At 47.5% G+C, this 14,064-nt stretch carries 13 protein-coding genes and 5 tRNA genes; 5 read left to right on the forward strand and 13 right to left on the reverse strand.

The features are described from left to right. Positions 1–15: 15 nt before the first annotated feature. The 3 genes from AC6CIF_RS10000 to AC6CIF_RS10010 all read right to left on the reverse strand — a co-directional run bounded on the left by AC6CIF_RS10000 (position 16) and on the right by AC6CIF_RS10010 (position 369). Positions 16–98: transfer RNA gene (locus AC6CIF_RS10000), tRNA-Leu, on the reverse strand. A gap of 17 nt (positions 99–115) precedes the next feature. Then, a tRNA-Lys gene (locus AC6CIF_RS10005) sits at positions 116–191 on the reverse strand. Between the two features lie 106 nt (positions 192–297). Next, a tRNA-Glu gene (locus AC6CIF_RS10010) sits at positions 298–369 on the reverse strand. A 306-nt stretch (positions 370–675) separates the two neighbouring features. Between AC6CIF_RS10010 and AC6CIF_RS10015 the strand changes: the two genes are divergently transcribed. Both AC6CIF_RS10015 and AC6CIF_RS10020 read left to right on the forward strand, forming a co-directional pair. After that, positions 676–1,452: a DeoR/GlpR family DNA-binding transcription regulator gene (locus AC6CIF_RS10015; RefSeq protein ID WP_047842021.1), complete on the forward strand. Its 777-nt coding sequence runs from the start codon at positions 676–678 to the stop codon at positions 1,450–1,452. A gap of 4 nt (positions 1,453–1,456) precedes the next feature. Beyond that, positions 1,457–2,353: a Cof-type HAD-IIB family hydrolase gene (locus AC6CIF_RS10020; RefSeq protein ID WP_498199399.1), complete on the forward strand. Its 897-nt coding sequence runs from the start codon at positions 1,457–1,459 to the stop codon at positions 2,351–2,353. Positions 2,354–2,417: 64 nt separating this feature from the next. Here the strand turns inward: AC6CIF_RS10020 and AC6CIF_RS10025 are convergent, their stop codons facing one another. Both AC6CIF_RS10025 and AC6CIF_RS10030 read right to left on the reverse strand, forming a co-directional pair. Further along, on the reverse strand, positions 2,418–3,089 hold the full coding sequence (locus AC6CIF_RS10025) for an MgtC/SapB family protein (protein WP_498199401.1): 672 nt from the start codon (positions 3,087–3,089) through the stop codon (positions 2,418–2,420). Between the two features lie 315 nt (positions 3,090–3,404). After that, the gene (locus tag AC6CIF_RS10030) at positions 3,405–4,070 is read right to left on the reverse strand and encodes a flavin reductase family protein (RefSeq protein WP_498199402.1); all 666 of its coding nucleotides are present in this window, start codon (positions 4,068–4,070) and stop codon (positions 3,405–3,407) included. A 107-nt stretch (positions 4,071–4,177) separates the two neighbouring features. Here AC6CIF_RS10030 and AC6CIF_RS10035 point away from each other — a divergent pair, with 107 nt between their 5' ends. Continuing rightward, positions 4,178–4,876: an ArsR/SmtB family transcription factor gene (locus tag AC6CIF_RS10035; RefSeq protein WP_498199404.1), complete on the forward strand. Its 699-nt coding sequence runs from the start codon at positions 4,178–4,180 to the stop codon at positions 4,874–4,876. A gap of 221 nt (positions 4,877–5,097) precedes the next feature. Here the strand turns inward: AC6CIF_RS10035 and AC6CIF_RS10040 are convergent. The 3 genes from AC6CIF_RS10040 to AC6CIF_RS10050 form a co-directional block, all read right to left on the reverse strand. Beyond that, positions 5,098–5,186 (reverse strand) — tRNA-Ser (locus AC6CIF_RS10040). 6 nt (positions 5,187–5,192) lie between these two features. Continuing rightward, a tRNA-Asn gene (locus tag AC6CIF_RS10045) sits at positions 5,193–5,268 on the reverse strand. A gap of 93 nt (positions 5,269–5,361) precedes the next feature. After that, positions 5,362–5,823 carry a SprT family protein gene (locus tag AC6CIF_RS10050; RefSeq protein ID WP_498199406.1) on the reverse strand — a complete coding sequence of 154 codons (462 nt, stop codon included), beginning with the start codon at positions 5,821–5,823 and terminating at the stop codon, positions 5,362–5,364. Between the two features lie 119 nt (positions 5,824–5,942). Here AC6CIF_RS10050 and AC6CIF_RS10055 point away from each other — a divergent pair, with 119 nt between their 5' ends. Both AC6CIF_RS10055 and cmpA read left to right on the forward strand, forming a co-directional pair. Continuing rightward, positions 5,943–6,299, forward strand: a complete 357-nt coding sequence (locus AC6CIF_RS10055) for a hydrolase/acyltransferase (RefSeq protein ID WP_498199407.1) — start codon at positions 5,943–5,945, stop codon at positions 6,297–6,299. Between the two features lie 182 nt (positions 6,300–6,481). Next, positions 6,482–6,625: a cortex morphogenetic protein CmpA gene (gene cmpA / locus AC6CIF_RS10060; RefSeq protein WP_017690033.1), complete on the forward strand. Its 144-nt coding sequence runs from the start codon at positions 6,482–6,484 to the stop codon at positions 6,623–6,625. Positions 6,626–6,810: 185 nt separating this feature from the next. Here cmpA and AC6CIF_RS10065 read toward each other — a convergent pair whose 3' ends face one another. From AC6CIF_RS10065 to alr, 5 genes are all read right to left on the reverse strand, one after another. Continuing rightward, positions 6,811–9,033 carry a Tex family protein gene (locus AC6CIF_RS10065; RefSeq protein WP_498199408.1) on the reverse strand — a complete coding sequence of 741 codons (2,223 nt, stop codon included), beginning with the start codon at positions 9,031–9,033 and terminating at the stop codon, positions 6,811–6,813. A 275-nt stretch (positions 9,034–9,308) separates the two neighbouring features. After that, entirely contained in the window at positions 9,309–11,498 is a 2,190-nt protein-coding gene (locus tag AC6CIF_RS10070) for an alpha-galactosidase (RefSeq protein WP_498199409.1), read from the reverse strand. A 235-nt stretch (positions 11,499–11,733) separates the two neighbouring features. After that, positions 11,734–12,084 carry a type II toxin-antitoxin system PemK/MazF family toxin gene (locus tag AC6CIF_RS10075; protein WP_024630714.1) on the reverse strand — a complete coding sequence of 117 codons (351 nt, stop codon included), beginning with the start codon at positions 12,082–12,084 and terminating at the stop codon, positions 11,734–11,736. 3 nt (positions 12,085–12,087) lie between these two features. Then, positions 12,088–12,369, reverse strand: coding sequence for a CopG family ribbon-helix-helix protein (locus tag AC6CIF_RS10080; RefSeq protein WP_017690037.1), 282 nt, complete (start codon positions 12,367–12,369; stop codon positions 12,088–12,090). Between the two features lie 260 nt (positions 12,370–12,629). Next, the gene (gene alr / locus AC6CIF_RS10085) at positions 12,630–13,817 is read right to left on the reverse strand and encodes an alanine racemase (RefSeq protein WP_498199412.1); all 1,188 of its coding nucleotides are present in this window, start codon (positions 13,815–13,817) and stop codon (positions 12,630–12,632) included. Positions 13,818–14,064 lie beyond the last annotated feature (247 nt).

The following is a 14,064-nucleotide window of genomic DNA, read 5'->3' on the forward strand; positions in this document are numbered from 1 at the left end:
ATGTTGTTGCTGTGATGCGGTCGAGAGGACTCGAACCTCCACGGGTATACACCCACTACCCCCTCAAGATAGCGTGTCTGCCATTCCACCACGACCGCATATTCAATTGTAAAAATGGTGAGCCATGAAGGGCTCGAACCTTCGACACCCTGATTAAAAGTCAGGTGCTCTACCAACTGAGCTAATGGCTCTTGCTGTAAACTTCACCGGATGTGCCATGCTTCATTCTTGTCTATAAGAGCAATGACTTTGAGGATTACTCATCGAAAATGTAGATCTAATGAGGTAGTGAAGATATGACCCGTAGGGGATTCGAACCCCTGTTACCTCCGTGAAAGGGAGGTGTCTTAACCCCTTGACCAACGGGCCTTAATAACAAGTTGTCTTTCTTGGCGACAAGAATGAGTATACCACAGGACAATTTGAACTTGCAATACTTTTTTTAAAATTTATTTTTCAAGCGTTTTTGTCCATTGCATACTGTTCTTCAGAGCCCCGTTATTAGCCACCTTCCGTTCATGCCAATGTCATCCCCGTGCAGGAACAATGTAAACCATCCATCAAAACACTTATAAAAACTTACGTTCACTTATAATATTGCAAATCACATTAAGAATACTTATAATTAAAGTATCAGTATAAGTACGGTCATCCATACACTCGGAGGTGACATGTTTGTTTCAAGAAGAACGAATGCAGCTCATTGTTGAACATCTACGCAAACACAATCGCATCTCAGCCGATGATATTGTCGCCTTGTTTGATGTCTCACGGGATACTGCACGCAGGGATCTGATTAAGCTTGAGGAACAGGATGCTATTATCCGAACCCGTGGCGGCGCAATTCTCCCCCCTCCTCCGCAAGAATTCAGATCCTACAAAGACCGTTTACTCGATGTATCTGAGGAAAAGAGGGCCATCGGCAAACTCGCTGCGGCCATTGTAAGGGAAGGCGAGATTATTATTCTGGACTCTTCCACGACTGTGCAGGCCTGTGCCGAGAACTTAAACGGCAAATCCTGTACCGTCATTACCAATTCGATTCATTCCGCTGATCTTCTCTCCAATCACACTGCTGTCCAGATTCGTTTGCTCGGAGGCAAAGTAGATAAGGAACAACGTTATGTCTACGGTACCTCTGTTATCGAGACCCTCTCCCACTATTATGTAGATAAAGCCTTTATCGGAATTGGCGGAATCACCATGGATGGCTTCAGTGCTTCCGAAGAGGAAGGGAAGATTAAACACCAAATGATGAAAGCTGCCAAGAAAGTTGTTGTTCTTGCAGATCAATCCAAGTTTGATAGACGTTATGGTTATCGTTTTGCCGACTGGTCATTGGTGGATGTATTGATTACGGATCAATGGCCAACCAAAGAATGGCTTGTTTTTCTAGCCGAACAACAGGTTGAGATTCTCATTCCTGAACCTACAGATGATAAGGAGTTGTAAATATATGAAATTATTTGCCACAGATTTAGATGGAACTTTGTTGAACATAGATAGCCAGATTAGCCCGGAGAATGCCGCAGCCATCCAAAAGGCCCAGCAATCCGGTATGAAAGTTACCATTGCAACAGGACGTGTCTATTCCGATGTTGTGACCATCAGCCGCGAAGGCGGAATCAAAACCCCGATTATCGGCTCCAACGGAGCGACAATTCATGATGCAGACGGTGAACGTTTATTCCATCTTCCGCTCGAGCGTGACACAGCAGCTTCCGTCATGCAGTGGCTGGAAGATCATGATGTCTATTATGAGGCTTCAACGCAACAAGGCATCTATGCCCCGCGTAGCAGTCATGAGACCTTGCTCGCCGAGATGGAACGTGTTCTGGGTTCGAACCCTGGTGAGGACATTGCACGCATGATTCGCTCCATCAAGAAACACTATGACAAAAAAGACTACCACCGCGTAAACAGCCATCTGGAAATTCCGGCAGAAGCCTACATCTATAATATTATGGCCTTCTCCATGAATCCGGACAAAGTAAAGACAGGACGAGAATACTTCGCTTCCCGATCCGATGTCGCTATGGTTGTATCCTTTGAGCATAACTTCGAAATGCAGCACCCGGACGTATCCAAAGGTAATGCCCTCACCAAACTGGCGGCTCACCTGAACATCTCCATGGAGGATACAGTAGCGATCGGTGATAACTTCAACGATGTCTCCATGTTAAAAATGGCAGGACTCGGCATCGCCATGGGTAATGGCGAACCCGAAATCCAGGCATTAGCCAAAGCCATAACGCTAACCAATGTGGAGCACGGTGTTGCCTATGCCATTGAGTGCCTGCTTGAAGGTAAACCGGTGTCCCGTCCAGAAACGATTGTCGGAGAAGGTCAGTAATTGAACCCATACTGAATTAAGCACTGAACCTGCATGGTCGCCTGTTGATCCATGCAGGTTCTCTTCATTTTAACTCCGCAGATCGAACGTGAGGCACGTCCTGTAACAAAATAATCAGTTGCTCGCCCCGGTATGAACCCGGTAGTTGCAACGTGAACTCAAGCACGGTCTCTGCCACGGAGTCTGTGCTTGTTTGCTGTTCTGTCTTAAATCCGATGACTGATATCTTCTCCTGTCCCAGCAGTGCCAAAACAGTCTTCAGGGCCTCTCCCTCATTTTGCAGATGGATGGTTAACGTCTCTGTTCGGGCGGATACCAGCCAGCGTGTGGGTCTATGCAGTAACATCTGTGCCACGACAATAAGCAGTGTCACGCCCGCACCCGTCCAATACAGACCTGAACCCACAGCAAGTCCCATGCCTGCGGTAGCCCATATACCAGCTGCTGTGGTCAATCCTCTGACCGTGTGACGCTGCGTGAAGATCATGCCTGCTCCAATGAAACCTACACCGCTTACCACCTGTGCTGCGATCCTCGATGGATCAAGAGACAGATTGTCCCAGCCAGCCTGATCTTGGAATCCGTATTTCGATACAATCATCATCAGGGCAGCACCGACGGCGACCACAAAATGAGTACGGATTCCCGCTTCTTTCATTCGGTTTTTGCGCTCATACCCAATTAGCACACCACATATTCCAGCTATGAGTACACGCATCAAATATTCCATTTCCATGCACATCACCTCTTTCATTATGTATATGCTTACATGAGTCTATCTTTACTATTACCCAATCTTTACATGACTATATAAGTTGAACTAAAGATTATTTACACTGCACTACGATGACAGAACAACCTTCCAATCGCTGTTATCCCCAGATTTTTTCGATTCCCTTTTCTCAAGGGAAAATCCGGTGATAGCGTATGCTTCCGATGTAGCTTTCTTTCAGAAAGCTTTTGGGCGAGCGCTTCGCTTTTTCAGTTTGTTTCTGTCCTCTCCGTTGTCGTGTAAATGATTAATTCATCTTATATAATAAAAAGCCTCTACTCAGGTCAATTTCTCTGCCCGGAAATTTCCCCCTTGTCTCTTGCCCAATCCGAAATAATGTCTGAAATTATATATCAGCGGATGCCATTCTTCTGGATTAATCTTGTTCGGTCCAGAAATTAGTCTTGTGTGCGCGTGCACCTTCAACGCTTTCACTTCGACAATCACCATAAACGGTGTATGTTCGGGAATACGTATGTGTTGTACAGCCGCTTCAATCTGGAGCGGACATTCCACTATTTTATCTGGTGCCACCTGAACCGATGATTCAGATGTCAGTCCAGCTACAGTGAATTTATCATGACAATATTCATAGCCCATCTTCCTTTTCTCCTCAGGAACCGGTGTGACTCCCGTATAACGACCCAATGCCTCAACCTGTTTCCACATGGTCGCATCCGGCAGATTAATTACACACTCCGGGTGTCGACTCAGATTTTCATAGGCTTTGCCCTGTGTACCTAGACCGAGAACCAGACAATCCCCCAGTGCCCAAGACGAGGATAATGGTGACAGGTTGGTTGATCCATCCTCATTTAAAGTGCTTAGCAGCACTACAGGCGTACCATAATATAAAATACTGGGATTAATCATCTCATGTTGAATCACTTCTGGACTCGCGGACAACTGCTCTGTAGCAGAGTCCTGTTTCGTTATCTTTTTCATCCTGTACCTCTCCTCTTCCCATTCCAATGCTTTATAAGCTCAATCTGACCCATATGGGACGATACAACTCGATTGTAATACAGTAATAGTTCAGATATGATCGAAGTATGAATGTATATCCGAATATTACTGTTATTGCGTCGTTAATCGCTGATCCAAGCCGCGCTATTTTTCTGTCATCCTTACTGGATGGCCGTGCGTTGCCTGCAGGAGAGCTTGCTCATATGGCAAGTGTCACTCCCCAGACGGCAAGCAGCCATCTAGCTAAACTCGTAGAGGGAGGATTACTCGAAGTTGAACAACAAGGGCGCCACCGATACTACCGTCTTGCAAACAAAGAAATTGCTAATCTGATTGAAAGCATGGCCAGTATTGCTCCGCCTGTACAGATCCGCTCTCTCAAACAATTCGATCAGCTTCAACAACTGAGTCATGCACGGACCTGTTATGGTCATCTGGCCGGGAAATTGGGAATCTCGCTCTGTGAAGCCTTAATACAGAAGGGGTATCTTGCAGAGTCCGAAGAGGCACACAGCAAGGATTATCAAGTTACAGAGAAAGGAATACAGTGGTTCACTACGTTTGGAATTGAACTTCAGATGAAGCCGGGATCACGCCGGGCCATCGCTCGCAAATGTCTGGATTGGAGCGAACGCCGTCATCATCTCTCAGGTATGCTCGGGGAACAACTCAGACATCGGTTAGCGGAACTGGACTGGATTCGTCAAAAAACAGGAAGTCGCTCTGTCGAAGTAACGGAAGCAGGCAAGAAAGGTTTATACGAGGTGTTGAGCATTTCACTTTAAGCAGAAGCGTATACAAGGGATAACCAAAGATGAATAAACGCAAAAAATCCCCTTCACACTGACCGTTAACTGGTCTAATGTGAAGAGGATTTTTTGTGCAATCAGAACGGAGAAAGAGGGGTACTCTCACTTCGTTCGAGACTGCGAAGTATTGCTAACGAAGCTTATGCTCCGACGAACCTTTAGGGTTCTCATCCCTTTGCAGAGAAGTTAATTCAGAACGGAGAGAGAGGGATTCGAACCCTCGCACCGCTTACGCAGTCTAACCCCTTAGCAGAGGGTCCCCTTATAGCCACTTGGGTATCTCTCCAAGAAATGGCTCCCCGAACAGGGCTCGAACCTGTGACAACTCGATTAACAGTCGAGTGCTCTACCAACTGAGCTATCAGGGAAAATTAACTTGAATAAGACTAATCTATCATGATTAATAATCCAAGTCAACATCCCTTCCATCACTTTCTTTAATACATTGAACGATACGCACATCAGATATTCTGAAGCCCCAGTTTTCCCGCGCAACGGCCACAACGGTAACGCTTCGGATCTATTTTCCGTTTGCGCAAATATTCCGTACCACAGCTCTTGCACACCAGCTTATAACGATATGGCAGCGGCTTTCTGCCTTTACCGTCAGGAAGTGATTGGCAGTAACGCGAGCCACCTACCTTCTGCAATAAAGCCTTGAATTCCGGGTCACGATGCTGATAGCTGCGCCCACGAATATGCAGATGATAGTGACACAGCTCATGTTTGATGATTTTCTCAACTTCATCTCGCCCATAGGCTTCGAGTTGATGCGGATTGATCTCAATCCGGTGACTTTTGAGCATATAACGCCCCCCCGTCGTGGTCAGGCGACTGTTAAACAACGCTTCATGGGTGAACGGCACTCCGAAATGATCCAGTGATACCTGTTCAATCCATTGTTGCAATTCCTCATTTTCCATCGATATCCTCTCCTTGCACCCCCTCGGAGCATTTGTTTTTCCGGTATAATACTTGAATTTTAACCGTTGCGTAGGCTACACTGTCAAGTAGAATGTATGAGGGGAGATTATTACTCGTTATGCCTACAATGCGCTATGTCATCCTGCAGCAGGAACAACACTTGCAGTTCGTGGAAATGCCCGCAGATTACGCCTATCAACTCAGTGCGCTCAACCTGCGCCTGCACAAGGAAATTGATAAACTCACTGCAGCAGATGTCCCTGTCCTGCCTTGGGCGATCGCCGAATGTGACAGCCTCGATCTCCTAAACGAAAATCTTACTATCATCAGTGGCCTTGATTATATCAATGCGCTTGAAGAATCTTTTGCAGTATTACGTGAAAGCCATTATCCCTTGATTTCTCTGCTTACCGAAATCCGAGCTCTTCAGGCCCAATTGGAACAATGGTATGAAGAAGAGATGGAAGCTCTCTAATTCACCGCTGGTATCATTTTATAATGATGAGAACGAAAAGCACATTTCCCTGAATTGGGATTTGTGCTTTTTTTTGAGTGAACAAGATTGATTTGCCGGAGGCCTCCACTTATCCCGCACAGTCCAGGCTATTGCCACATATGCTAACGTACAGATGAATTATGCAAGAGGAGGAGATACCCTTGCCTCAATGGCTTTGCAATCAACTGATGCGTGCATTTCACAAAAAGGACAGCCGGCAAATCAAGTTGCTGAACGAATGCTGGTTCTTTTATCGTAACAAACCAGCAAATGGCACACCACGCAGCGCGGAGAACGAACTTTAAGAGGTTGTTCATAAAAGTCTGCTTTGGATTACGAAGGATGGCCTTTTGAACAAGCACTTTAAGAAAAAGCCATCATTATTCCCACCGTACTTACTAAAGGAATTAGAACGGACAACGGGAACATTACTGTCGACAACAACAAACAGCCTTCCTGGTTAGGGAAGGCTGTTCTCCATTCCTACTATTTAAGAAGACTGTTGCGCAGAAGCAGGCTTCTTCATCGTAAGGCCGACACGGCCTTTTTTGGTATCCACATTCATAACCCAGACCGTTACATTATCACCTACAGATACAACATCCATCGGGTGTTTAACATACCCGTTGCTGAGCTGTGAAATATGGACAAGCCCATCACTCTTGATCCCAATATCAACAAAAGCACCAAAATCAATAACGTTCCGAACCGTACCTTGCAGCTCCATGCCTTCCACCAGATCCTCAATTTTCAATACATCTGTACGGAAGATTGGCAACGGCATTTCTTCACGCGGGTCACGACCCGGACGCTGCAAGCTGTCCAAAATGTCACGCAATGTAGGCACACCTACGTCCAGTTTCACAGCCAATTGTTCTGGCTGTTGCTCTGACAGTAATACCGACAGTTCCTTGCTGCCTAGCTTGTCCAGTGCAACCTGAAGCTCCTTGAACAGCTGATCCACTACCTTGTAAGACTCAGGATGAATAGGTGTACGGTCCAGCGGGTTCTCTCCCTCACCAATACGCATAAATCCTACGCACTGTTCATAGGTTTTGGCACCCAGACGTGGCACCTTCTGAAGCTGACGGCGGTTCGTAAACCGGCCATTTTCTTCACGGTACTTCACGATGTTTTTGGCAATCGTAGCGTTAACTCCTGCAACATATGACAGCAAGGAAGGTGATGCCGTATTCACGTCCACACCCACATGGTTAACTGCGGATTCCACGACAGCCTTCAGGCTTTCTTCGAGAATCTTCTGGGAGACGTCATGCTGATATTGACCCACGCCAATGGCTTTTGGATCAATCTTAACCAACTCCGCCAGCGGGTCTTGTACCCGGCGTGCAATGGAAGCTGCACTGCGCTCCGCAACATCCAGATCCGGGAACTCTTCCTGGGCCAGCTTGGATGCAGAATATACACTCGCGCCTGCTTCGTTAACAATCAGATACACAAGACTTTCATCACCGTTCTCCTGAATGATCTCGGCAACAAACTGCTCGGTCTCACGTGATCCGGTACCATTACCAATGACGATCAGTCCGATATCATATTGCTTGATCATCCGATGGAATACTTCCGCAGCTTCACGTTTCTTGTTGTGTGGTGGCGTTGGGTAGGTCACAGCCACTTCAAGCAGCTTGCCCGTATCATCTACTACAGCCAGTTTACAACCGGTACGATAGGCAGGATCGACACCCAGCACACGTTTGCCATGAATCGGCGGTTGAAGCAACAGGTTACGCAGATTGGCCGAGAATACCGATATGGCCTGATTTTCACCTTTTTCCGTAAGTTCTCCCCGAACTTCTCGCTCAATGGAAGGCGCAATCAGCCGCTTGTAAGCATCTTCAATCACATCACGCAGGATATCCTGCACGGCAGAAGCACCACGAATGATCTGTCCTTCCATATAGCGATGGGCCGGTTCTGCCTGTACGTCCAGGCCGACTTTCAGAATACTCTCACGTTCACCGCGATTAATTGCAAGAATACGGTGTGGGGGCATCTTTTTGGCTAGTTCGCGGTAATCATAATAATTCTCGTACACGGACTCCTCTTGAGCATCCTTCGCTTCTGAAGTCAGCATCCCGTGATCCAAGGTGTACCGACGAATCCAGGCACGAATGGCAGCATCGTCTGCGATATTCTCCGCGAGAATGTCTTTGGCTCCCTGAAGCGCCGACTCCGCATCTTCTACACCCAGTTCAGCATTGATATATTTCGCAGCTTCCTGGAGTACATCTCCTTGTTTCGGTTGACCCCAGATCCATACAGCAAGGGGCTCAAGACCTTTTTCCTTGGCCACACTGGCACGTGTTTTACGCTTCTGACGGTAAGGTCGATACAGATCTTCCACTTCCTGCAGCTTCACAGCTTGCGTAATGGATTGCTTCAGTTCTCCGGTCAGTTTGCCCTGTTCCTCTATAATACGGATGACTTCCAATTTGCGATCCTCAAGATTGCGCAGATAAACAATGCGTTCTTCAATCGATCGCAGCTGGTTCTCATCCAGCTCTCCAGTCATTTCTTTACGGTAGCGGGCGATAAATGGAATCGTATTGCCTTCGTCCAGAAGCTCCGACGTTGTGCGGACCTGCTTCAAGGACAGTGACAGTTCCTTGGCTACCTGTTTGATGATTCGTTCATGGCGTTCTGCCTTTATTGTTTCTTCATTGGGTTCCAGAACCGTTTCCTGTTCAGACAAAATAAATCCCTCTTTCCTTCCTGAATCGTTCGTTACAATCATTTCAGGGCAGCTTTGCTGCTGTAATTACAGTATAGTTGAACCATTTGTTTCTTCCACTCTACCCTATATTATCACAGAATCACGTCCAGATTTCCATCAATCCGCAAGCATACAAGTTCTGACAGAATGATGTCATCCTCCAGCCTTCCCCATTACGTCAAAAAAAGACCGAAAAACGTCATCACGACGCTCCTCGGTCCTCCCTTTTTTAAAACTTTATATGCAACTGCAGTCTAGACGCGTTCAAAGCGGAACAGTTCGCTCAGATAGTCTCCTGATGTGCTGCCTACTGAAATACCGCCATACATGAGGGCATCGCCGGTAAAGGTCTCTGATCCGCCTTTCAGACGGTAATCCGCATTAGGGTCCAATCCTTTCAGCTTCAGGCGCTGAAGTGGTGCATTAGGCTCAGAGAGCACGCGGAAGTAGAATACAACAGCTTCGCTTCCGTCCGGTGCAATAAACATCCACGCTGTCTCATTGCCTTCAAACGGACTGAGCAAACGGCGGAATGTTCCATATTGAACCGTTCCACGGATCTCTTTGTACAGCTCAACCTGGGCTTTCACGATGTCGTTCTCTTCCTCCGTGAATTTTGTCAGGTCCAGCTCGTACCCGAAGTTGCCCGACATCGCAACATGTCCCCGAATCTCAAGCGAAGTGATCCGGTTGACCTGATGATTCGGTACCGCTGAGATATGCGACCCCATCGAACTTACCGGGTACACAAGACTCGTACCGTATTGAATCCGCAGGCGGGATATGGCATCCGTGTTATCACTTGTCCACGTCTGTGGCATGTAATACAGCATACCTGGATCGAAGCGGCCACCACCACCTGAACAACTCTCGAACAGAATGTTCGGGAACGCCGAAGTGATTCGTTCCATCACGTCATACAACCCCAGCATGTAACGATGCGCGGTCTCACGCTGTCTGTCTGCCGGAAGCAACGCGGAACCCACTTCCGTCATATTCCGGTTCATGTCCCATTTCACATAAGTAATTGGTGCAGAACCAAGTACGTCTGTTAACATGCGCACAATCTCATCACGTACATCCTGACGAGAGAAGTCGAGTACCAATTGTTGACGTCCTTCTGTCCGGCGACGATCAGGCACATGCAGACACCAGTCCGGGTGCGCTCGGTACAGCTCACTGTCTGGTGAGATCATCTCAGGCTCAAACCACAATCCGAACTGCATATCCAGACCTGTTACGCGGTTAGCCAGATCATCCAGTCCCTGTGGCAATTTGTTCTTATCTACAATCCAGTCGCCCAGCGAAGAGTTGTCACTGTCCCGATGTCCAAACCAGCCATCATCCAAGACAAACAGCTCAATACCCAGCTTCTGTCCAGCACGAGCGATCTGCTCAATCTTGTCTGCATTGAATCCAAAATAGGTTGCTTCCCAGTTATTGACCAGAACCGGACGTTCCGCATTACGGAACTTACCACGCGCCAGACGCTCCCGATACAATTCGTGGTAGGACTGAGACATGCCGTCCAAACCTGCAGCCGAGTAAACCATAACCGTCTCAGGTGTCTGGAACGCTTCTTGCGGCTCCAGCTTCCAGCTGAACTCGAACGGATTGATCCCGAGCGATACACGTGTGGTGTGGAACTGATCCACTTCAGCCTGTGCAGTGAAGCTGCCACTATAGACGAGACTGAATCCATAAACTTCACCTTGGTCTTCATCCGTGCCTGGTGTCATCAGCGCAATAAATGGATTCTGCTGGTGACTGCTTGAACCGCGACGGCTCTCAATCCCTTGCAGGCCTGACGCAAGCGGTCTGCGAACGATATCACGTTCCCTTGTCCATGCACCTGACAATTGCAACAATTCATAATCTGCATGCGGAAAATCAACAGATGAACTGAGCGCACGCACCACATTCACTGAGGTAGCGCTCTCATTAACGATACGCATGGAGCGTGTAATCGCATTAAATGCCGTAAAGGCTGTATAAGAAAGCTCGATTTTGATACCCGCAACGCGGTCTTCCAACTCAATAACCAGCGTCTCTGCTTCTTCATCGGACTCAACATACGTTGCTGGCAAACCAGTAAGCGCTGTCTTTCCTTTGACCAATCGATGGCCTGTATACGTAAACTCCGAAACCATTGAGCCATTCTCAAGTTCCAATTGGATTGCCGGATTACGGAAATCACTCGTGCCATACACTGGCAATTCCACCGGCAAAGTATCAAATGAGATCGTACGATCCTCTGGCACCGGGTTAGGGCTAAAGGACGCTCGTTCTGTCCGTACATGCAACCAACTCAGATCGGTGTCGCGTAATTTTTTGCCATAATACAAATGCACCAAATATCCTGAAGGCAGTACCTGAAATACGTAACTGGCCTCACGGGTCTGTAAATGAAATTGAAGTTTCTCCTGATTGATGTAAATGCTCATATGTCTCCTCCACCTCTATATATAGGTCTTTCGGGTAAACGGTTTCTCAGGTTTCATTATAGCGAAAAGATCGCCAATGTTCTACGCTTTCATCAAGCTTTAATCAAAAGAGCGCATAACAGCCCGAAGGATGTCATACGCTCTTTTGGTTACAGTCTGAATTCAGTGTGTTCCCTTACAGGAACATCCATTGCCAACGGACGGCAGGACAGCGTACAAGACGCTGGTTGCTGCCTTAAAAATCGATTAAACCAAGGCTGATCTGTAAGGCTTCGTTGACCAGTTTCATGGTCTCCTCGTCCAGATGGGTAATCTTGTCAGTCAGCCTCTGTTTATCAATCGTCCGTATTTGTTCGAGCAAAATAACCGAGTCCCGGTCAAAGCCGTGTGCCGCCGCATCAATTTCAACATGCGTTGGCAGCTTTGCCTTCTGGATTTGGGCGGTGATAGCCGCCACAATACAAGTTGGACTGAACCGGTTGCCGATATCATTCTGGATCACCAGAACCGGCCTGACTCCACCTTGCTCGGAACCGACAACGGGAGAAAGATCCGCAAAAAAAACGTCACCACGTTTTACGATCAATGTCTACACCCCGCTAACTAAGCGGTCCAGAGTGCTGTCCGCATCTTCCTCCGCATGAAAGGCTTCGGATGCCATGGTCAGATTAATTTTTGCCATCTCCATGTACCCTCGCTGCATCGTTTCACGGATGTAACGTTTCTTACGCTCCGTTAAATACAGCTTCATAGCCTGCCTAATCAATTCGCTGCGGTTGGAATTCTCCAGCGCTACGATGCCATCCACTTCCTGCAAAAGATAATCAGGTAAACTGATCATGATCCGCTTGGTGTTCTGCAAGTTGGCCACCTTTCTTCCACCCCCACAAACCTTTCGCCATTGTGAACCAGTATTACGTTTTTCCAGAACTTTTATACAAAGGAATATATATGCCCCGAGTATATCAAGTATGCTGTACTCCATTATAAACACGGGGAACAATATTCGTACAGACCAAACATCTCAATTCAGGAATTAAATCCTTACCGTCATACATAATTCGAGATGCTCCGACAGTTTTCCTTCTGTTCTGAAAAAAAGTTTATTGGTAATGACGTCCAGTTTACCTATCAGGATGTCAAAAGTGGATTGATTCTGGCGACTACTGCTCCTCCGCGAGCATATACCCGTGGAATGCGGTGCGCCATCATGCAGATCACTTCATAAGCAATCGTACCGAGTTGGGATGCCACCTCGTCTGCGGTTATTACACCACCAGACTGATGACCGATGAGGACAACCTCTTCGCCGACTTGAATTTCTTCCGCCTCTTCCGCGAAAGATTGTAACGACACCATACACTGATCCATGCAGATTGTACCGACGACAGGGACGCGGCGTCCGCGTACAAGCACTTCTGCTTTACCTGTCAGCATTCTGGAGAATCCGTCTGCATATCCGATCGGCAGGGTCGCTATTCGTTCGTAACCTTGCGTAAAATAACGGGTTCCGTAACTGATCCCCCAATGGGGCGGCAGTGTTTTGACCAGAACCGCTTTTGTCTTCAGCGTCAATACCGGGGACAGCTTCACCACCTGATGATTCACCTCAGCCGAAGGATACAGTCCGTACAGGCTTATTCCCACACGTACCATGTCAAAGGACAATTCCGGTGTATCAATGGCAGCGGCGCTGTTCGCCGTATGTATAATCGGGATGAAACATCCCTGATCCCTGAGCGCATGAACCACGCTTTGGAACCGTCTATACTGCTCCAGTGTATAGGTTTTGTCTTCTTCATCTGCTCTGGCAAAATGGGTAAACATGCCTTCCAGCATCACCTGATTGAGCGAAGCTACTTCCTGAATGAAAGCCAATGCCTCATCGCCAGGCAAGAGACCTAATCGGCCCATGCCGCTGTCGATTTTAATATGAACCTTCAGTTTGTTAGCGAATGTGCTCGCATCCAGATGTCGAATGGCGTCAAGCACTCCCCTGCTGAACAGTGTGACGGTCACATCATGTTGCCATGCAACAGCGATCCCTTCAGGCGGCGTATAACCCAGTACCAGGATTGGAATCGTAATCCCATGTTGTCGCAGTTCCAGAGCTTCGTCAAGAAAAGCCACACTTAAGTAATCCACACCCACTCGTTCCAGTTCTCTAGCCGTCTCCACCGCTCCGTGTCCATAGGCATTGGCCTTCACACAGGCGAGGAATTTCATGCCCTGAGGCAATGCCTCGCGGAAAGCTTCTACGTTAGTACACAAATGATCCAAATTGATCTCCGCTTGGGTCGGCCGATATTGTCCTTGCACGTTAAGTCACCTTCTCTAATCATCTTAATCCGGCTCACGTCAGACTCCATCGTAATGCTCCAGCATGTGACTGTCAAATGAACCGAAGTTTCGCATTCAAAAACAGATGTAAGGTGCGCCGTTTGAAGAACAACTGCGAACAGAGAAGAAGACCAATAAGCGAGATTGACAGGGCAAAATTCCACTTCTTACCCCAGCAAAATCTGCTTATATCGATTATTTACCCGGTTCCTTCTGCGTAGAAGCG

The sequence above is a fragment of the Paenibacillus sp. GQ49 genome, from assembly GCF_059759055.1.